This is a genomic window from Bacillus paramycoides (assembly GCF_001884235.1).
Classification (GTDB): Bacteria; Bacillota; Bacilli; order Bacillales; family Bacillaceae_G; genus Bacillus_A; species Bacillus_A paramycoides.
This window is the reverse complement of the sequence record NZ_MAOI01000068.1, coordinates 1-19,748: the sequence shown is the minus strand read 5'-3', so window position 1 is coordinate 19,748 and position 19,748 is coordinate 1. Positions and strand designations below refer to the sequence as shown.

The window sequence follows — 19,748 nt, the reverse complement described above, 5'->3', positions numbered from 1 at the left end:
AGCAACTTAATTTGCTTGGTTTTTCTTATCTCTAATTTACAATTTTCACATGTTCAAATGGATAATACACTGCCGTTAGTTTTCCTAATACTTCTGTTCTGTCAATGAGGCCTAAGCCATTCCTACTATCCCTACTTACTAAACGATTATCTCCCATCACAAAAATTTTATTTTTAGGAATTGTAATCGGTCCAAAGTCTTCAGTTAAATTGATAAGTAATTTTTCTGCCTGTTTTTTATTATTATTTAAATACTCTTCATTTTTCACTTGATGATTAACATATAATTGATCATTTTTCATCTCAATTACATCTCCTGGTAATCCAATAATTCTCTTCACATAGAAGTTATCCGTCTTCACGACAATAATGTCCGATCTCTCATAACTTTCAAATCGTTTTGCAAGTTTATTAATGATTACTTTATCTCCATCTTGTAATGTCGGCCTCATGGATGCCCCTTTTACAGTTGTAGGAAAAAACACGAAAATTTTCGCAAAAAAAACTATTAAACATGCAATCGCAAATACTTCAAAGAACTCACGCAATCGGCTTTTCTTTTGCATTATCCCACCATCTCATTTTCTTTTTACATTTATTATAAATACTTCCCAGATAGTTTTTCTATAAAATTCCGAATATAGAAACAAAAAAATAAAAAATATTACAAATGCACAAAAAATAATATCCGTATATACATTATTTTGATATACTATATTTGTCTTTATTTATGCAAATATTCATATTCACTAGGAGGATTTCTTTTTTATGAAAGTTATGTTAAAAAATGATAATACAGGTCAAATTAAACAAGCAAAAATCGGTTTTAGTTGGACTGTATTTTTCTTTGGCTTTTTCCCTGCTATATTCCGCGGAGATTGGAAATGGTTTTTAATTATCTTACTCGCTAGCATGTTTACATTCGGATTCTCTAACCTAGTATTCTGCTTTATTTACAACAAACTCTACATCAATGATTTATTAGCTCAAGGTTATAAAGCAGCTGATGACTATAGCCTCTCTGCTCTGCAACAAAAAAATATCGTAGCATAGAAATGAAAAAAGATACTCTCAAAATAGTCCATCAACTATTTTTGAGAGTATCTTTTTTATAATCCCACATATACAATACACATCTGCGCAGCGACATATGTAAACCAAATCCAAAGTGGTTCATACTTCAATTTGCGCCCTCCGATATCTGTAACACCGATAATAAAGTCAGAAATCACAAACAATAAACCACCAAGTGCTGGCACCCACCATATTCCTGTATTCTCGTAATATAAGGCGAATGCAAAACATGCCATTCCTCCAACCCACAAACCGTAAATTAGAGCCCCTATTGTAAAGAGTTTGTCTTGCTTTTCATTTCTAATAAAGAAAAACCATCCTATAATTAGAAAGAGTCCGTATACAAGTAGGCCGATCCAAAAACCACTCCATGAAATACCTGTTTGCAAAAATGCTTTCACATAGAAACAATGGGCAAGAGCGAAAGTAACCATTCCTCCAATTAATCGATGGCCAATCGGAATCAATCCTGCCATAAATAAATCCCCTACAGTGGATAAAGTCATACCGAGTGCAACCCACGTACTGTACTCTACCGATGGATCTTGTAACCATATCCAAATTGCACTACCTGTTAAAGAAAAACTAAGAATTAGACGCACTGCTAAAGGTAACGGCATATTTTCTCTTGTTCTTTTTGTCTGTCCTATTGCATAAATTGCTCCTGTTAAAAAAATAATTATTTGCCCGATTAACACAATGTAAAGTACATTCATAACATTTTCTCCTCAATAAATGCTTTATTTGTATCTTTTTTCGTTATATATAGTCAGTTCTCCTTTTTCTACGTAAAAAAAGAAGAACAGTACTGTTCTTCCATTTTAATAGATTTTCTGTTCTCTATGCTACCTGTTTTTCTTTCTCAATTTTCTGTTTAGCCGGAGTACGATTTACCACAATAATTCCCGCTGCGACACATGCTAAACCAAATAGTACAAATGAATGAATGGCTTCTCCTAAAATCATACTTGATAATAATACGCCGAACACTGGTATGAAGAACATATACATCGATACTTTGCCTACTTTGTTATACTTCATAATTGTATTCCATATACAGAAACCCGCTGCCGATAAGAAAGATAAATATATAAGCATAAGTATTGCATGTAGGTTAAATGTAAATGGCATCACTCCAACTTGAAATGCACCTATACATAGTAACCCAATTGATCCAAAAATCATTTGGTATGCTGTCATATACCCAATATCTAACGTTTTACTACCTTCTTTCGCTAATATATTTCCATATGAATACATCATTGCTGCGCCAAGAAGTAATAAACTACCGATTCCAAAATGGAATGACAAACTTCCATCACTCGGTACATTCACTAAAATCACACCACAAAAACCGATAGATACTCCAATTACTTTTCTCATATTTAGAGCATCATCTTTATATAAAAAATGTGCGATTAAAATTTGAAAGAAGGATGATGTTCCTGAAATAATCGCCCCTTCAATTCCTGAGCTATAACTCATTCCAATATAAAAACATATATACTGAAGAAAAGTTTGGAACAAGCCGATTTGTACTAACTGCTTCCCTGTTCCTTTTTTGAAATGCATATCTTTTCCTAACGCTTTAAAAAAGAATAAGAGCATTACACCTGATAAGAAAAATCGATAACCAGCAAATAATATTTGCTCTCCGACTTCATGTGGCTGAATTCCAAGTTCAGCATAACTTAATTTAATAAAGGGAAATGCGCTTCCCCATAAAAATGTTGCCACTATTGCAGCAATAAATACGCCAATCGGATGGGTAAAAAATTTCTCTGTCTTCAACTTGCTGTCTTCCTTTCCGATCTTTTTATGAACAATATCCATATATACCAAAGGAGGTGCAAAAACACAAGTTTTCAGTCTATAATAGAAACAAAAACATATCATCTAATAAAAACATATGCTATACTATAGAATAATTACAATATAATAACTATTAAAATCAGATTCAACAGAAATGCTGCTATCCATTATGGATGGCAGCTTTCGTCGTTTTATAGGGGTTTCGATTTTGATTCTTTTTCTCAATAAGAATTCGGAAGGAGCGAGTATTAATGAACTCAGAAGTAAAAACATTACAAGCAACAAAAGATATTTCTCATCCCTCTTTATGGGACACATTAAAGAAACATTATGAACTTATATTTGCAATCGCATCTGGTATTTTCATTTTAGCTGGTTGGTTATTCACAAAAAATGAGGCAATAAATGCAGGTATTACTTTCTATATCCTTGCTTATATAATTGGGGGATTTGCAAAAGCGAAAGAAGGTATCGAAGACACAATTGAAGAGAAAGAGCTAAATGTTGAAATGCTCATGCTCTTTGCAGCTATCGGTGCTGCAATTATTGGCTACTGGGCAGAAGGTGCGATTTTAATCTTCATCTTTGCATTAAGTGGAGCAATGGAATCTTATACACTAAGCAAAAGCCAAAAAGAAATTTCAGCCCTTCTTGACTTACAACCCGAAGAAGCATTGCGTATTTCTAATGGCATAGAAGAACGCATTCCAGTCGGACAATTACAAATTAACGATATTATCTTAATTAAGCCAGGTGAGCGTGTTCCTGCTGATGGCACAATTCATAATGGTGAAACAAATATTGATGAAGCAGCTATTACAGGGGAACCTATTCCAAATGAGAAAAAGTTTGGTGATGAAGTTTTTGCTGGCACCGTAAATTTACGTGGTGCTATTGAAGTTAAAATTACAAAGCCGAGCGATCAAACATTATTCCAAAAGATTATTCGTCTCGTTCAAAGTGCACAAAGTGAAAAATCACCATCACAACTATTTATCGAAAAGTTTGAAGGAACATATGTAAAAGGTGTATTAATCGTTGTCACACTTATGATGTTCATTCCTCATTTCTTACTTGACTGGAGTTGGAATGAAACATTTTATCGCGCTATGATCTTGCTTGTAGTCGCTTCTCCTTGCGCACTAGTTGCTGCCATTACACCAGCGACTTTATCAGCAATTTCTAACGGAGCAAGAAACGGGATTCTCTTTAAAGGTGGTATTCATTTAGAACGTCTAGCTTCAGTTAAAGCGATTGCCTTTGATAAAACTGGAACATTAACACAGGGAAAACCTACTGTAACAGATGTATACGTTCGAGAAGGCATAGCAGAAAGTGAAGTACTTTCTATTACAGCAACGATTGAAAGTCACTCTACACATCCTTTAGCAGAAGCAATTGTTAAATATGCAAGACACGCTTATGATATTACGCTAAAAAAACCAGAAAATGTTGAAGATGTAACTGGTTTTGGACTAAAAGGAGTATTAGAAAACAAAGCTTATAAAATCGGGAAAGCTGATTTTATCGGTGAAGAAACAAAAACATTTCATAATGGCATTTCTGCCTCACTTGAAAAAGAAGGAAAAACTGTCGTTTATATTAGTGATGAAGATGGTATTCTTGGGCTTATTGCTTTAAAAGATACCCTTCGCGAAGAAACAATAGCTGCTATTCGCGATTTACAAAGTATTGGTGTAGAAGCAATCATGATTACTGGTGATAATGAAGAAACTGCAAAAGCAATTGCTGCTGAAAGTAATATAAAAGAATATTACGCATCATGTCTACCAGAAACGAAAGTTGAAACGATAAAACAATTAAAAGAAAAATACGGCACAGTCGCAATGGTTGGAGATGGTATAAACGATGCACCCGCACTCGCTACCGCTAGTATAGGTGTTGCGATGGGGGAAGGAACAGACGTAGCTTTAGAAACTGCAGACGTTGTTCTTATGAAAAACGAATTATCTCGTCTTTCTCAAGCAATTCGTCTATCAAAGCGAATGAATCGCATTGTTAAGCAAAACGTTGTCTTCTCTTTAGCTGTCATTGCAATGCTAATTTGTTCAAACTTTCTACAGTTTTTAGCTCTTCCATTCGGTGTAATTGGGCATGAAGGAAGTACCATTCTTGTAATTTTGAATGGCTTACGATTATTAAAAGGAAACAAATAACGGGTCCCTGATAAGGGACCCATTTTTTTAATGGTAGCTATTATGACCGTTCGCACTGCTGCTTGTTTTATGCTTTGGATGCGAACTGCTCTTTTTCTTAGTGTTATTTTTATTATTGTGGTTCTTTTTATTATTGCTCATGAAATATCCCCCCTGTTCCCTTTTATTATGGAACAGAAGTTTATTTTTCATTACGGGAATTATTGTCACTCGTTCTATAGTGATGAAGTAAACCGTTAATTTCTCCGCCAAGTAAAATTACCCACGCGGTCAAATAAAACCATAACATTAAAATAATGATACCACCAAGACCACCATATGTATTAGCGTAATTTGCAAATTTATCTACATAATAGGCAAATGAGTACGATACCACAATCCATCCTACAGTAGCAAATACTGCTCCTGAAATAACTTCTCTTCTTTTTAATTTCCGATCAGGTGCAAACGTATATAAGAAACTAAATAAAGCGAACAAAACAAAGAAGCTCGCTACTAAACGCGTAATACTCCAAACGTAAGAAAAACTATCCGATAAACCAATTGCTTTAAACACAGCTGCCCCAATTACTTGCCCAAACACCGGGACAATCAGTGCAAACACAATCATAAAAATTATCGCTAGTGTAAACACAATCGATAAAGCTCTTGTTTTAATAAAGGAACGGGTTTCTGCTACATCATAAGCACGGTTAAAAGCATTCATAACCGCATTCACTCCATTTGAAGCAAACCATAGCATCGATAGTAAACCAAATGATAGTAAACCACCGTTTTGCTCATTTACAACTTTATCTACGTTTACTTCAATTAAGTTCATCGCATCTTCCGGTACGTACGGTTCTAATAGGTTGAGCACACTTTCTGTTTGAAGGTCAATAAATCCAAGAAGCGTAATTAAGAAAACAAGCCCAGGAAAAATCGCAAGCAAGAAGAAATAAGCGAGCTGTGCTGCTAAGCCCGCTACATCATCGCGCATCGTTCGATCATATAAGTCTTTCCCAAACGAAAAAGTGCGATTTCTTTTTGCTTTTTCTAAAAATTTTCTCATATATTTTTAAACGCTTTTCTTCTCTTCTTTATCTTGCTTTAGCTCAATATATGCTTCAGTTTTTTTTCCCTCTGCATTTGAGTCCTTCATAAATAATTCACGTGCCTCTTTCATACCGCCATCTTCAGCTACCACTGGCTCTTCTTCAGCTTTAAGCTCATCTACCTTTGGAGACACAGCTTGAATTTCAATCGTTTCTGGCTTTTCTTCTCGCTCAACTTTTTTCTTACTAAAAATTTCTTTCGTTTCTTTTAACGTTTCTACAACAGACGGCGTCAATTTTTTAATTTCTGCTACTTTCGCTTTTACTACATTGAAATCAGCAAGTTCGCGTCCTTTATCTGTAACAGTTTGCACTTTTTCTTTTATCTTCGCATTTTCACCAATTTCAATCATCTTTGTTTTTGCTTTTTCTGCTGTATTTTTTACTTTTTCGCGATTTTCTTTCTTTAACATGGATACAGCTACACCTGCAGCTACACCAATCGCAATGTTTCGAGCAATATTATTTTTCTTTGCCATATTCCTTCACCCTTTCATTTCTTATGTTAGAAAGTATTTCTTTCTAAGCTTCCTCATATTCCTTGTTCATTTCGAATGAAAGCTAATAGCTTTTCACACCCTTCTGTTACAAGGTCATACACTTCTTGGAAGTTCCCTGTAAAGTAAGGGTCAGGAACGTCTGTCCAGCCACCGCCTGGAACAAAATCGGACAGCCTACCAATATAGCCTCCAGTTTTACCTAAACTTTTTAAATCCGCTATATTCTTGTTGTCCATGGCAATAATATAATCAAACTTTGTTAAGTCTTCTTTTTCTACTTGACGTGCTTTAATTCCTTCAAAAGAGACTTCATTTTCTTTTAAAATTTTTTGTGTTCCTTTATGTGGTGGATGACCAATATGCCAATCTCCAGTTCCGGCAGAATCAATGACAATTTTCTCTTCGAGTCCCTCTTTTACGACAAGTTCTCGAAAAATTGCTTCTGCCATTGGAGAACGACAAATGTTCCCAAGACAAACAAACAATACTTGAACCATATTTTTGTTTCTTCCCTTCTTGGTGCATTTCTTAATATATACTTATAGTATAAACAACCAATTATTAATTATAAAGGAAATCCCTACTAATTTAATAGGATTGAAAAGTTTCATTAACGAAAATGATAAAAAATGTTAAGATATCCTTATGTTATTTTAAAGGGGGACACTTCGGTGGATTTATCCGTAAAATCAGAAGAAAACGTTGAATATATGGTAGAAGCTATTAAAGAAAAATTACGCATGGTTAATGCTGGAGCAATGAGAGCTGCTAGCTTTAACGAAGAAATGTACGAAGACTTACGCGACATTTATGAGCATGTTATGAAGCGCGAAACATTCAGCATTAGTGAAATGCAAGCTATTACAGAGGAATTAGGTACATTAATTAAAAAATAGCAAAGAGCCTCATAAGAGAGGCTCTTTTTAATTTCAACAAATTCATGACAACTCTTCTCTTTTCCTCATCCCATTCTAAAATACTGTACAATGAAAGTAGAACCTCACCTTAGATTATTTCTCCATACATACTACTCTAAAAAAATTGCCACACTACCATTGCTAACTGTTTTTACTGGGGGTGCTTACTTATGAGCAATTGGTACAGTAAGACGAAAGATCAAACATTAACCGATTTAGGAACAAATGAACAATACGGTTTAACCGATGATATCGTAAATGAACGTTTAGAGCAATATGGTCCTAATGAATTAGCTACAAAACAAAAACGTACTTTATGGCAGCGAGTTTTCGCCCAAATTAATGACGTCCTCGTATATGTCCTTATCATAGCTGCCCTTATTTCCGCCTTTGTAGGTGAATGGGCCGATGCAAGTATTATCGCGCTCGTTGTGATTTTAAACGCTGTTATCGGTGTAATCCAAGAATCTAAAGCAGAACAAGCTTTAGAAGCATTAAAAAAGATGGCCACGCCAAAAGCTATCGTAAAACGAGATGGTGAACTAAAAGAGATCCCATCTGAGCACGTCGTTCCAGGTGATATCGTTATGCTTGATGCCGGACGATATATACCATGTGATTTACGGCTTATTGAAACTGCGAACTTAAAAGTTGAAGAATCTGCTCTAACTGGTGAATCTGTCCCTGTCGATAAAGATGCAATCTATCACCCTTCCATGCAAAGGGATGAGCAAGTACCACTAGGCGATCAAAAAAACATGGCCTTTATGTCAACGCTAGTAACATACGGGCGTGGCGTCGGTGTTGCTGTTGAAACTGGAATGAAATCACAAATTGGGAAAATCGCAACTCTTTTGCATGAAGCTGAAGATGATATGACACCACTTCAAAAAAGCTTAGCGCAAGTAGGAAAATATTTAGGCTTTGTCGCTGTAGCTATTTGTGTCATTATGTTTCTCATCGGTTTTTTACAAGGACGAGATACTTTAGAAATGTTTATGACTGCTATTAGTTTAGCTGTTGCAGCCATTCCAGAAGGCTTACCAGCTATCGTTTCTATCGTTCTTGCCATCGGCGTTCAACGTATGATTAAACAAAACGTTATCATTCGTAAACTACCAGCTGTTGAAGCTCTTGGTTCCGTTACAATTATTTGCTCAGATAAGACAGGAACATTAACTCAAAATAAAATGACCGTTACTCATTTTTATAGCGATCAAACATACAATCAGCTAGAAAATTTGAACGTAAATAACGATGTACACCGTCTATTATTAGAAAATATGGTTTTATGCAACGATGCCTCTTATAGTAATGAATCACAAACAGGGGATCCTACAGAAATTGCCCTTCTTGTTGCCGGAAGCTCTTTTAACATTCAAAAAGATAATTTAGAAAATAAACATGAACGTGTTAACGAACTGCCTTTCGATTCTAATCGTAAAATGATGTCAACAGTACATACATATGACAAAAGCTACTATAGCATGACTAAAGGTGCCATTGATAAACTCTTACCTCACTGTACCCATATCTTTATAAATAACAAAGTTGAGGTCCTAACAGATTCTCATAAAACACAAATATTAGAAGCTGCACAAGCGATGTCACAAGAAGCTTTAAGAGTGCTTTCATTCGCATTTAAACAATATGAGACGGACCATGTGGATATAGATCATCTCGAAGAAAACCTTATATTTATCGGTCTTGTCGGTATGATTGATCCTCCACGCACAGAAGTAAAAGATTCTATTACAGAATGTAAAAAAGCTGGTATTCGCACTGTCATGATTACTGGCGATCATAAAGATACCGCTTTTGCAATCGCCAAAGAACTTGGTATTGCTGAAGAAAAATCTGAAATTATGATTGGAACTGAATTAGATAACATTTCAGATACAGAACTAGCAAGTAAAATTAATCATTTAAATGTCTTTGCTAGAGTCTCTCCAGAACATAAAGTGAAGATTGTAAAAGCATTACGCGCTAAAGGAAATATCGTTTCCATGACTGGTGATGGTGTAAATGATGCTCCATCTTTAAAGCAAGCAGATGTCGGGGTAGCAATGGGAATCACAGGAACAGATGTCGCAAAAGGCGCAGCTGATGTAGTTTTAACAGATGATAACTTCTCATCTATTGTTAAAGCTGTTGAAGAAGGTAGAAATATTTACCGTAATATTAAAAAGTCTATTCTCTTCCTACTTTCTTGTAACTTTGGAGAAATTATCACTTTATTTTTAGCTATTTTACTCGGCTGGGCAACACCACTACGCCCTATTCACATTCTGTGGGTAAATTTAATTACAGATACACTACCTGCATTATCACTCGGTGTTGATCCCGAAGATCCTGATGTAATGAAGGAAAAACCACGTCATGCAAAAGAAAGCTTATTTAGCGGTAGCGTTCCTTTTCTTATTTTCAATGGCGTTGTAATTGGACTTCTCACATTAACAGCCTTTATCGTTGGGGCAAAGCTCTATACAGGAGATACTAATTTATTTCCTCTCTTCCCAGATCAAATTGATGAAGACGCTCTATTATATGCTCAAACGATGGCATTTGTCGTCCTTAGTTTTTCTCAACTCGTTCATTCATTCAACTTACGTTCAAGAACGAAATCAATTTTTTCAATCGGGATATTTACAAATAAATATTTAGTTTTCTCACTTCTTATCGGTGTTCTTATGCAAGTTTGTATTATCTCCATCCCTCCTCTTGCAAATATATTTGGTGTACACGCATTAACGATAAAAGATTGGGGATTTGTTCTCTTATTAAGTATCATTCCGCTTGTTGTGAATGAAATCATTAAATTATTTAAGAGAAAATAAAGTGAAACTTTAATCAGCGGGGGGATTTCGTTCCTTCCTCCACTGATTAAAAGCCCGATTCCCGCCTAACTTCTTTGCTTTACAGCCACATCTTGAGATGGGATTCTTACTGCCTTCAAATAACGAAACAAAAAAGGCAATGAGGAATATTCCTCATTGCCTTTTCATTTATCCTTGTAATTCTTTTTTGATGTTCTCCGTTAATGCAGCCATACGCTTACGGCTTTCTTCACGTTCACGTTTATTTTGTTCTTCAATTTGTTGTGTTTCTTGCATACCTCTTGAAATAATATTCCAAGTCTCCTCAAGTGTTTCCATCTTAATACTAGAAGAACCTGATAATCTCGCTACTTCCACACTTTGAGTCGCGATATTTTGTGCATTCTTCTTAAGTAATTCGTTTGTACGGCGATCAAGTTCAGCCATAGAGTCTGCAACAAGCTTTTGACGCTTCGCATTTACCGCTTGAATGATACCATTTTTAAAGATAGGAATCGTTGTAATAAATGCTGTATTGATCTTACCAATTAATTTATTGTTACCACGTTGAATCATACGAATTTGTGGCGCTGTTAATAGCGCAACCATACGTGCCTTTTCTAAATCATCAATACGCTGCTCTAAAATTTCAACAGAGTTTTTAAGCGATTCTAATTCAATACCTGCTAATTGATCATTATTGCGTACGCGCTCCTCATACATCGGAACTAACTCTGTATTTAAACGATCTAATAACATTTCTCCCGCTACTACATATTTCTCTAAATCTAAATAATATTTTAAGTTTTGCTCATATAAACCATCTAACGTACCAATTGATTTTTTCATTTCATCTTGATACTTCGTAATCTCCACATAAACTTTATCAATTTCGCGGCCCATCGTTTGATACTTACTAAAGATTTGTTCAATCATTTTATCCGCTTTTTTGAACATGCGTGAGAAGAAACCACTTTTCTCTTCCGCAAAGTCTTTACTATCAAATCTATCCATAATTTTACCAAGCTGTTTTAATAATTCACCAGAGTCTTCTATTTTCGATAAAGACATTGTATGTAAAATTTGATCCGCGAAACGTGAAATTTCCATAGAAGGCTCTTTTCCAAGCTCGATTAATTCTAATTGGTCTTTAATATCTACTGCGTTATAAATACGTTGTACCTCCGCATCTTGTCTAAGTTGCAAGCGAACATCTTGTGCCGTTTGCTCATTCAATTCTGTTTTCGGATCTAATACGACTGGGTTATTCATATGACATTCTCCCTTTCCTTATAAAAACGGACGAAATAGTCCTTTTATTGTTTGTGATAAATTTTTATAGGCTGATGAACCATGAAACTCAAGATCGAAATTAACTTCTTCAAGCCAATGTGAATCAAATGCTCCTGCTTCAATATACGGTTCAATATCGTTTCTCCCCGTTGGATTAAAGTGGAATACATCTACTCCAATTTGATTTAAAAATAGTAATAAAACAGCATCCGAACGACTTAATTCTCCGCTCTTCTCATTATTAAATATAACAATTTTCGGCACTTCTTGCGAATAATCAAATTTCTCAAGCTGCTCTAAAATGTTCGGTGGTATTTGAGAGAGTTGCGCGAAAACATACAGTGCTACATCTTGTTTCGTCTCTTTCGCGATTGGTTTACATATTTCACTTTCGCACGTATGGATGATTGCCTCTGCAATACCATGTTGTAAACCTTCAGGTAAACGTTTATGTGGCCACCAATGGCTGTTCATAATTAAATCAGGATGCAACTTCCCTGCGCGATCTAATGCATCTCGATAATGATATTGGAAATTTGCTTTTTGTTCTTTCGTAAACGGAAATGTATTAATTAATAAACTATTATCAAATGATGTAACAGCCTTTAATCGTTGAAAATATTCTTTATCATTCTTTGAAACGCCTGATATTTTTGCAAATAAAGAAGGAATATAAATATGCTTATTTTCAACAAAGAATGTTGGGCGTACAAATGCCTTTTCTTTCGTAATTAAAAAGAGTTCATCGTACGTCGTTTTGAGAGTACGCGCTACTGGTGTATACGAGCGAAATTGCCACGGTTTGTATAATAATGAATTATCATGATGAAGTACTTGTTCAATTTCCTTTGAAGCTTGATAAGCTACTGTCGCGACGCGTTCACGACGTCGATCAGGAAATGGCTCCAGTGAAATACGGCTCGGATGAGATACGACAAAGGTCCTTCCTTCCTCATCTACACTTTCAAATCCATCTTTTCCTTCTGGGTGATAATAAAGTACATCGCAACCGAGCATAATAAGAAAGTATAAGAAATATATACGACTCTCCGTTGCATCACCATACCAAACAATACGCGGCATTTGTTTCTTATAATTAATCGTAGAGAACCACTTCGCTACGTAATTTTCGCTTAATTTAATAATATCGATTAAGAAACGACGGAACCCTTCTGTTTTTAATGATTGATTATGCTGTTTTTCATACAATTTCAATACAGAAATAAATGTCGTATGTATATAATGCTGCAAATCAGGATTGTCTACTTGCGGTAATAGTTGTTTTCCAGACAAATGGGCTACAAGCCTATTTACTGTAAGTCCATTTGGCGCTTCTTGATGTAATGCAAAAACTTCTTGAATATGGCGCAGTTTTTCGGGATCAATCACCTTATTTAAATTTTGTTCATGCAAAACCTCAATCCCTTTCACCTCACTATAATCAAATAACTCATTGAAATATTCATCTACATCATTGGGAACACCAAGAATACGACTTGCTAAATAACTAAATTTCATCTCATTCTCTGTCAGTTCATATTGTGGGCGTTTTTCTAAAAGCGTTTCAAATTGTTTTAAATCTGATTCATCTTTTAATGCACATGGTTGAAGTGTAAAACGTGAAAACACAACAGTTCACCTCCAAAAACATTTACGTTTTTTCTAAAGTCTTTCTTCTATTATAAACTATTTTTGGTTATAAAAAATGGGCGCTCGCATAACGAGCAAACCCATTTCAATTATTTATGTTCATTTTTAGTAGCTGCAACTTCTTCTCTTGCTTGTCCACCATTCTTCATGTAGTGAATTATAAACGTTACTCCAAATGCTACAACTAAAATAATAAAGAACAGTGTATGACTAATCTCAAATCCAATTAGAGACAGTAACATTTTCGCTGCGATAATTAAGATTAAAATATATGCTGTTGTTTCAAGCTCTGGAATACGCTCTAACAATTTTAAGAATACGCCAGCAATACCGCGCATCATTAAAATACCAAGCATTCCGCCTAATAGCAGAATCCAAACTTCATTCGATACACCAAATGCAGCAAGTACACTATCTACTGAGAACGCGATATCCATTAATTCAACCATCGCAACCGTTCCCCAGAAGACACCGAACATTCTAAAGAGAATACTATTTTGATTCATACCATGAGCTTCTTCTTCTTCACTGCCACCTTTTCTCTTATCAATAAAGTATTTCACTGATAACCAAGCAAGGTAAAGTGCACCAAGAAGTTTTACCCACCATAATTTAATTAAGAACATTCCGATTCCAATTGCAATAAAACGGAATACATAAGCTCCAATAAGTCCATAGAATAATGCTTTTTTACGTTTTTCTTCCGGAAGGTGTTTTACCATTACTGCTAACACAAGTGCGTTATCAGCAGATAACAACCCTTCAAGTACAACAAGTGTACCAATTAATCCCCAAGATACTGGATCTTGCAACACTTTAATCCACATGTCCAAGTCGAAAAACTGAGCATACGTATCAAGGATTCCTTGCAAAATACTCATCTTACCTTTATCCCCTATTCTTTGCTAGATTTATAGAAAGGTCAAAAAAAGGAAACGAAGTTCGTTTCCTTTCTATGCATCCAAGCCATAGGCTCTTACAAGCGCACCTAATCCACCTTGGAATCCGCTTCCTACTGCATTAAACTTCCACTGTCCATTATGACGATATAATTCACAAAAGACAACTGCTGTTTCGATGGAGAAATCTTCTCCTAAATCAAAACGAAGAACTTCTTCATTCGTTTCTTCATTTGCTAGACGAACGAATGCATTTGCAACCTGTCCAAAGTTTTGATTACGGCCTTCCGCATCATAAATAGTAACTGTAATAGCAATTTTATGCACATCTGCTGGAACTTTTTTCAGATCCACAACAAGTTGTTCATCATCGCCTTCACCTTCACCTGTACGGTTATCTCCTGTATGTAAAACAGATCCACAAGGAGACTGTAAATTATTATAGAAAATAAAGTCAGTTTCCTTCGTACATTTTCCGTTCGCATCTAATAAAAAGGCAGATGCATCTAAATCGAAATCGGCTCCGCCATCATAAGACTTAATATCCCATCCAAGACCAATTACTGCTTTTGTTAAACCTGGGCTTGTCTTACCTAAATCAATCTTCTGTCCTTTTTGTAACTGAATAACCATGTATATTCACCTCTATATTTTAATCTTTTAAAATATATCCATCGGTAAACATGTGTTTCACCGATGGATATATAAATCTATTACTCTACATCTAAACCAAAGTTATTACATAGAGACGCTAATCCACCTTGGAATCCACTTCCGATTGCATTGAATTTCCATTCACCTGCATGACGGTATAACTCTCCTACTACTACAGCAGTTTCAATAGAGAAATCTTCTCCTAAGTCGTAACGAATTAATTCTGCATTCTTTTCTTCATCTAGAATACGTACGAAAGAGTTAGAAACTTGTCCAAAGTTTTGGCTACGGCCTTCTCCATCATAAATTGTAATAGTGAAGCAAATACGTTCAATATGTGATGGGACATTTTTTAAATCTACTTTAATAGATTCATCATCGCCTTCACCTTCACCAGTTCGATTATCTCCTAAATGCTCTACAGCACCATTCGCACCTTTTGGATTATTATAGAAGACGAAATCCTCTGCTCCCGAAACTTTACCGTTAGCACCTACTAAGAAGATACTAACATCTAAGTCGAAATCGTTTTGTCCGTCATAACGATTTGTATCCCAACCAAGTCCTACAAGAACTTTCGAAAGGCCTGGATTTGTTTTTGTTAAATCTACCTTCTGTCCTTTTTTCAATGAAATAGATGCCATATACTATTCCTCCTCGATTTATCTTATTGGTAACGTGATACAATCTCACTTAAGTTTTTATCTTGTGTTCCTTCTCCAACTGCTGAAAACTTCCATTCGTTTCCGTTTCGATACATTTCCCCTGCAATTAAAGTCGTTTTACCAGCATAATTATCTGACAAGTTATAACGTGCTAATTCTTCACCTGTTTGTGGGTTTTGAATACGAATATATGCATTGCGAATCATCCCAAAATCTTGACGACGATTTACACAGTCATAGATATTTACAACGAATACTAAACGATTAATACGGCTCGGAACTTTATGTAATTCTACGAAAATTGTTTCGTCGTCACCAGCGCCTTCACCTGTTAAATTATCCCCTGAATGAATAATACTACCACAAGTAGAAAGTTTGTTGCCGAAGTAAACTAGATCATTTTTGTTTAAAAAACGATCCCCTTCTAACATAACAACAGATGCATCACAATCTACATTTGGTTTACTTCCAAATAAAGAAGACAGAAACCCACCTGATTGCCCAATTGGATCCCAGCCTAAGCCAACCTGCAGTTTTGCTACTCTCGGTTGTCCTTTCGTTAAATCGATCTTTTGTCCTTTTTCTAAAATAATAGGCATGAAGTTTCTTCCTTTCTACAAAGCATTTTCCGAATCGGAAAATATTGTATTCTTCTCTTATATTGTAGCATTATTTATCTAGTGAGAAAAAGGATAAATTCTCAGTTATATGAAAACATTCATATAATTTATTTATGATGATGTAAGAAGTGGTAAATAGAACCAATCATTCCTGCATGATTACGATTTTGCGCGAGTTTAATCTCGCAATTACTATAAATTTCAGGATTCAAATATTTTCGTACCTCTGCCTTTACTTCTTCTAAAAATCGATTGCCTCTATCAGTAATCCCCCCACCAATAATAATTGCTTGTGGATTAAAGATATAAGCCAGATTACTAATTCCAATTGCTAAATGTTTAAAAAATATTTGAACGGCGTGTATAACTTCTTTATCCTTCTGATCATATAATTCAAAAATTGTTTCACCATTCCAATTACCGCTACCTTTATACTTCCGCACAAGATAAACTAATCCTGAAATCGAGGCAACTTCTTCAAATGGCTTCCCTTCAATCAACATATTTCCCCATTCACCAGCACTAAATGAATGACCTCTGTACAGTTTCTTATTAATAACAATTGCGCCCCCTATTCCCGTTCCAAGGGTAAGCATAATGAAATTACTTTCATCCCTTCCAACACCTTGCCACTGCTCTCCAAATGAAGCACAATTGACGTCATTTTCAATGGATATAGGAACTTTTAATACTGTTTGTAATCTATCAATAATAGGAATACCGGCATAGCGTGGAATATGATCCACGCCGCCAGTTATGATTCCTTTATGAATATCTACAATTCCAGCTGTACTAATACCAATTCCAGAAACAACATGTTCATTCATTAATTGCTCCGCCAAACTAATAAGCTTTTGAACGATTTGTTCTCCGCCTAAATGAGCCTCTGTTAATATAGTTTTATGATTTGATAATATCCCAAGTTCTGAAACAATCCCATATTTAATCTGTGTACCACCAATATCAAATGCGATATATTTTTTCACACTGCCACTTCCTCTAACATTATGAATTTCATTCTTCTGCATTGAAATGATGATGCTTTCCTTTAATAAGAATTTACAAGATTTACAGACCCAGCTTTTACGTAGACACTGTTGTATTCTTTATTATCTGAAACGATTTCATAATATAATCCTTGTGGTGTGTTAATTGTTTTCTTAATAGCTACCATAATGTTCCGGGATGTCGTTCCAGTTTGGCCTTCAGCTAAGTTTTTGAATACTGGGGAACCTGTTCTCAACGTTCCAAGTCGATATTTATTTAAGTCTTTACTTCCATTCATGGAATCAATTCTATGCATAAGTGAGGCAATTTGCTGACCCCAGTTTTCATCACTTGCATACATGACGTTCATTCCTTCTGCCTTATCACCTAAGTTTCCACCATTGTATGTATTTCCATCCGGTGTTAAGTAATGTTTATCTATATATGCAGCACAAAAATCAATGCCTTCTTCCCATGTTTTAAATCCAGTTGCACCATTATATGGATCTGAGTCTACTGCTCTAAAACCAAATAAATTTTTCTTATCTTGTGCAATACGGCTCGTTCCCCAGCCAGATTCTAAAATTGCATGTGACACTAAGTATCCTGCATTCATCTTATACTTCTCTGCTGCACTTACAAAATATTTTCCTAATCCAATAAGTGGACTATTTGCATTAGATTTGCTTAAGAAGTTATCAATTTCATCTCCTGTATAAGTAGATGTTGCACGGAGTGGCATATATTCAAAGTATTGATAACTATCTTGTCCGCCGATTTGCTTCTTATCGAAAGCTTCGTAACGCTCTCCTTCTTTTAAATGTTTCGGAGCATTACCAATTTGATACGTTGCATATTTACCATTTGCAGGGTTGTATACATAATGATATAACTTGCCATTTTTAGTTGCATAATACGATGTTTTCTCACCAGTCATTGCCGGATGTAATGTAACATCATTTATATTCACGTAACCTGTCATACCATCAATTTGGACATGAATACGATCACCAGCAGCTTTCACAAATTTCAAGTCGGCCCCACCTTTTACATATGTGAGCTTCTTCCCTGTCGCAATATCATAAATATTAATAACACCATTTGCACGAACGAAACCTTGCTTCATATTTACAACTTTACCGTCGCTTTTAATATACGCATCTTCTTTCAAATTTTGCATAATTTGCGTTGCTTCTACTTCATTTGGCTTTTGAACCTTTTGTGATGAAGTAACAATTTCATAAGAGGTTGAACCTTGTTTAACCTTTAAAAATTGTAATGAAACGTAACCTTCACCACCATTAAAATGGACTTTTGCCCAACCATTTTCTTTCCCTATAATTGTAACAGTCTCTCCATTCTTTAAATGACCAACAGCTGCCGCACCTGTTGATGGGCCTTTACGAACATTTAATAGGGAAGCATTTACAACAGCTCGTTCTTCTGTTACTTGCTCTAGATTCGTTGGATCAGTTGAATCTTTACCGAGTGTTACAAATTCTAATGATACATATCCTTCTTTTCCTTGGTAATTGATTTTCGCCCAGCCGTTTGCTTTTCCTAACACTGTTACTTTCTCGCCATTTTTCAAGTTTCCTAGAACTGCGCTACTTGTATTTGCCGCACTTCTTACTCGTAAACTTGTCGCATTGATCATTCCTACTTCTTGAGTTCCATTTGTAATGTTTTCCGCTGGCTTTTCTTCTTGCTTTCCTGCTTCTAATTTCACAAATTCTAAGGATACATAGCCTTCTTTTCCTTGATAATTGATTTTCGCCCAGCCGTTCGCTTTCCCTAATACTGTTACTTTTTCACCATTTTTTAAGTTTCCTAAAATTGAACTACTTGTATTCGCTGCACTTCTTACTCGGAGGCTTGTCGCGTTAATTGTTCCTACTTCTTGTGTTCCATTTGTAATCTCTTCCGCTGGTTTCTCTTCTTGTTTTCCTGCTTCTAATCTTACAAATTCTAACGACACATAACCTTCTTTTCCTTGATAATTGATTTTCGCCCAGCCGTTCGCTTTTCCTAACACTGTTACTTTCTCGCCATTTTTCAAGTTTCCTAGAACTGCGCTACTTGTATTTGCTGCACTTCTTACTCGTAAACTTGTCGCGTTTATTGTTCCAATTTCTTGCGTTCCATTTGTAATGTTTTCCGCTGGCTTTTCTTCTTGTTTTCCTGCTTCTAATTTCACAAATTCTAAGGATACATAGCCTTCTTTTCCTTGATAACTAATTTTCGCCCAGCCATTTGCTTTTCCTAACACTGTTACTTTTTCGCCATTTTTTAAGTTTCCTAGAACTGCGCTACTTGTATTTGCCGCACTTCTTACTCGTAAACTTGTTGCGTTTATTGTTCCTACTTCTTGTGTTCCATTTGTAATATTTCCCGCTGGCTTTTCTTCTTGCTTTCCTGCCTCTAATTTCACAAATTCTAGCGATACATAGCCTTCTTTTCCTTGGTAGCTGATTTTTGCCCAGCCGTTTGCTTTTCCTAACACTGTTACTTTTTCGCCATTTTTTAAGTTTCCTAGAACTGCGCTACTTGTATTCGCTGCACTTCTTACTCGGAGGCTTGTCGCGTTAATT

The 19,748-nt window shown here is 35.5% G+C and carries 18 protein-coding genes; 4 read left to right on the top strand and 14 right to left on the bottom strand.

Annotated elements, in window-relative coordinates:
- Positions 1–31 precede the first annotated feature (31 nt).
- Positions 32–568, bottom strand: a complete 537-nt coding sequence (gene lepB / locus BAU28_RS12155) for a signal peptidase I (protein ID WP_033719749.1) — start codon at positions 566–568, stop codon at positions 32–34.
- Positions 569–767: 199 nt separating this feature from the next.
- Between lepB and BAU28_RS12150 the strand changes: the two genes are divergently transcribed.
- A complete protein-coding gene (locus BAU28_RS12150) occupies positions 768–1,052 on the top strand; it encodes a hypothetical protein (protein WP_048375633.1) in 285 nt (94 codons plus the stop codon).
- A gap of 56 nt (positions 1,053–1,108) precedes the next feature.
- Here the strand turns inward: BAU28_RS12150 and BAU28_RS12145 are convergent, their stop codons facing one another.
- Positions 1,109–1,789 (bottom strand): lysoplasmalogenase, encoded by a 681-nt coding sequence (locus tag BAU28_RS12145; protein WP_002174711.1) that lies wholly within the window; start codon positions 1,787–1,789, stop codon positions 1,109–1,111.
- Positions 1,790–1,913: 124 nt separating this feature from the next.
- Entirely contained in the window at positions 1,914–2,864 is a 951-nt protein-coding gene (locus BAU28_RS12140; protein ID WP_071718686.1) for a DMT family transporter, read from the bottom strand.
- 272 nt (positions 2,865–3,136) lie between these two features.
- On the opposite strand from BAU28_RS12140, the gene BAU28_RS12135 reads away from it, so the two are divergent.
- Positions 3,137–5,062, top strand: coding sequence for a heavy metal translocating P-type ATPase (locus BAU28_RS12135; protein WP_071718685.1), 1,926 nt, complete (start codon positions 3,137–3,139; stop codon positions 5,060–5,062).
- A gap of 181 nt (positions 5,063–5,243) precedes the next feature.
- On the opposite strand, the gene BAU28_RS12130 is transcribed toward BAU28_RS12135, so the two are convergent.
- The 3 genes from BAU28_RS12130 to BAU28_RS12120 are packed head-to-tail and all read right to left on the bottom strand — an operon-like array spanning position 5,244 to position 7,153.
- Complete coding sequence (locus BAU28_RS12130) at positions 5,244–6,113, bottom strand: YihY/virulence factor BrkB family protein (RefSeq protein WP_048375628.1); 870 nt, start codon at positions 6,111–6,113, stop codon at positions 5,244–5,246.
- A gap of 6 nt (positions 6,114–6,119) precedes the next feature.
- Positions 6,120–6,635 carry a DUF4075 domain-containing protein gene (locus tag BAU28_RS12125; RefSeq protein WP_002174707.1) on the bottom strand — a complete coding sequence of 172 codons (516 nt, stop codon included), beginning with the start codon at positions 6,633–6,635 and terminating at the stop codon, positions 6,120–6,122.
- Positions 6,636–6,688: 53 nt separating this feature from the next.
- Positions 6,689–7,153 carry a low molecular weight protein-tyrosine-phosphatase gene (locus BAU28_RS12120; RefSeq protein WP_002174706.1) on the bottom strand — a complete coding sequence of 155 codons (465 nt, stop codon included), beginning with the start codon at positions 7,151–7,153 and terminating at the stop codon, positions 6,689–6,691.
- Positions 7,154–7,327: 174 nt separating this feature from the next.
- On the opposite strand from BAU28_RS12120, the gene BAU28_RS12115 reads away from it, so the two are divergent.
- On the top strand, positions 7,328–7,552 hold the full coding sequence (locus BAU28_RS12115) for a DUF1128 domain-containing protein (protein WP_000366197.1): 225 nt from the start codon (positions 7,328–7,330) through the stop codon (positions 7,550–7,552).
- Positions 7,553–7,743: 191 nt separating this feature from the next.
- Entirely contained in the window at positions 7,744–10,410 is a 2,667-nt protein-coding gene (locus BAU28_RS12110; protein WP_071718684.1) for a cation-translocating P-type ATPase, read from the top strand.
- A 168-nt stretch (positions 10,411–10,578) separates the two neighbouring features.
- On the opposite strand, the gene BAU28_RS12105 is transcribed toward BAU28_RS12110, so the two are convergent.
- The 8 genes from BAU28_RS12105 to BAU28_RS29220 form a co-directional block, all read right to left on the bottom strand.
- Positions 10,579–11,661: a toxic anion resistance protein gene (locus tag BAU28_RS12105; RefSeq protein WP_071718683.1), complete on the bottom strand. Its 1,083-nt coding sequence runs from the start codon at positions 11,659–11,661 to the stop codon at positions 10,579–10,581.
- 18 nt (positions 11,662–11,679) lie between these two features.
- Positions 11,680–13,311 carry a YceG family protein gene (locus tag BAU28_RS12100; RefSeq protein WP_071718682.1) on the bottom strand — a complete coding sequence of 544 codons (1,632 nt, stop codon included), beginning with the start codon at positions 13,309–13,311 and terminating at the stop codon, positions 11,680–11,682.
- A gap of 110 nt (positions 13,312–13,421) precedes the next feature.
- Positions 13,422–14,213: a TerC family protein gene (locus BAU28_RS12095; RefSeq protein ID WP_071718681.1), complete on the bottom strand. Its 792-nt coding sequence runs from the start codon at positions 14,211–14,213 to the stop codon at positions 13,422–13,424.
- A gap of 72 nt (positions 14,214–14,285) precedes the next feature.
- Positions 14,286–14,864, bottom strand: a complete 579-nt coding sequence (locus BAU28_RS12090) for a TerD family protein (RefSeq protein WP_002174701.1) — start codon at positions 14,862–14,864, stop codon at positions 14,286–14,288.
- 80 nt (positions 14,865–14,944) lie between these two features.
- Positions 14,945–15,529 (bottom strand): TerD family protein, encoded by a 585-nt coding sequence (locus BAU28_RS12085; protein WP_002174700.1) that lies wholly within the window; start codon positions 15,527–15,529, stop codon positions 14,945–14,947.
- 23 nt (positions 15,530–15,552) lie between these two features.
- The gene (locus BAU28_RS12080) at positions 15,553–16,149 is read right to left on the bottom strand and encodes a TerD family protein (RefSeq protein ID WP_002174699.1); all 597 of its coding nucleotides are present in this window, start codon (positions 16,147–16,149) and stop codon (positions 15,553–15,555) included.
- Positions 16,150–16,277: 128 nt separating this feature from the next.
- Entirely contained in the window at positions 16,278–17,156 is an 879-nt protein-coding gene (locus BAU28_RS12075; protein WP_071718680.1) for an ROK family protein, read from the bottom strand.
- 62 nt (positions 17,157–17,218) lie between these two features.
- The coding region (locus tag BAU28_RS29220; protein ID WP_165615162.1) for an SH3 domain-containing protein at positions 17,219–19,748 on the bottom strand (2,530 nt) is incomplete at its 5' end.

What these genes read in the sequence shown, in the direction of transcription:
- BAU28_RS12085 (WP_002174700.1), bottom strand. Translation starts at nt 15,529, where the DNA reads ATGGCATCTATTTCATTGAAAAAAGGACAGAAGGTAGATTTAACAAAA.
- BAU28_RS12145 (WP_002174711.1), bottom strand. Translation starts at nt 1,789, where the DNA reads ATGAATGTACTTTACATTGTGTTAATCGGGCAAATAATTATTTTTTTA.
- BAU28_RS12130 (WP_048375628.1), bottom strand. Translation starts at nt 6,113, where the DNA reads ATGAGAAAATTTTTAGAAAAAGCAAAAAGAAATCGCACTTTTTCGTTT.
- BAU28_RS12110 (WP_071718684.1), top strand. Translation starts at nt 7,744, where the DNA reads ATGAGCAATTGGTACAGTAAGACGAAAGATCAAACATTAACCGATTTA.
- BAU28_RS12105 (WP_071718683.1), bottom strand. Translation starts at nt 11,661, where the DNA reads ATGAATAACCCAGTCGTATTAGATCCGAAAACAGAATTGAATGAGCAA.
- BAU28_RS12095 (WP_071718681.1), bottom strand. Translation starts at nt 14,213, where the DNA reads ATGAGTATTTTGCAAGGAATCCTTGATACGTATGCTCAGTTTTTCGAC.
- BAU28_RS12120 (WP_002174706.1), bottom strand. Translation starts at nt 7,153, where the DNA reads ATGGTTCAAGTATTGTTTGTTTGTCTTGGGAACATTTGTCGTTCTCCA.
- BAU28_RS12125 (WP_002174707.1), bottom strand. Translation starts at nt 6,635, where the DNA reads ATGGCAAAGAAAAATAATATTGCTCGAAACATTGCGATTGGTGTAGCT.
- BAU28_RS12150 (WP_048375633.1), top strand. Translation starts at nt 768, where the DNA reads ATGAAAGTTATGTTAAAAAATGATAATACAGGTCAAATTAAACAAGCA.
- BAU28_RS12080 (WP_002174699.1), bottom strand. Translation starts at nt 16,149, where the DNA reads ATGCCTATTATTTTAGAAAAAGGACAAAAGATCGATTTAACGAAAGGA.
- BAU28_RS12135 (WP_071718685.1), top strand. Translation starts at nt 3,137, where the DNA reads ATGAACTCAGAAGTAAAAACATTACAAGCAACAAAAGATATTTCTCAT.
- BAU28_RS12090 (WP_002174701.1), bottom strand. Translation starts at nt 14,864, where the DNA reads ATGGTTATTCAGTTACAAAAAGGACAGAAGATTGATTTAGGTAAGACA.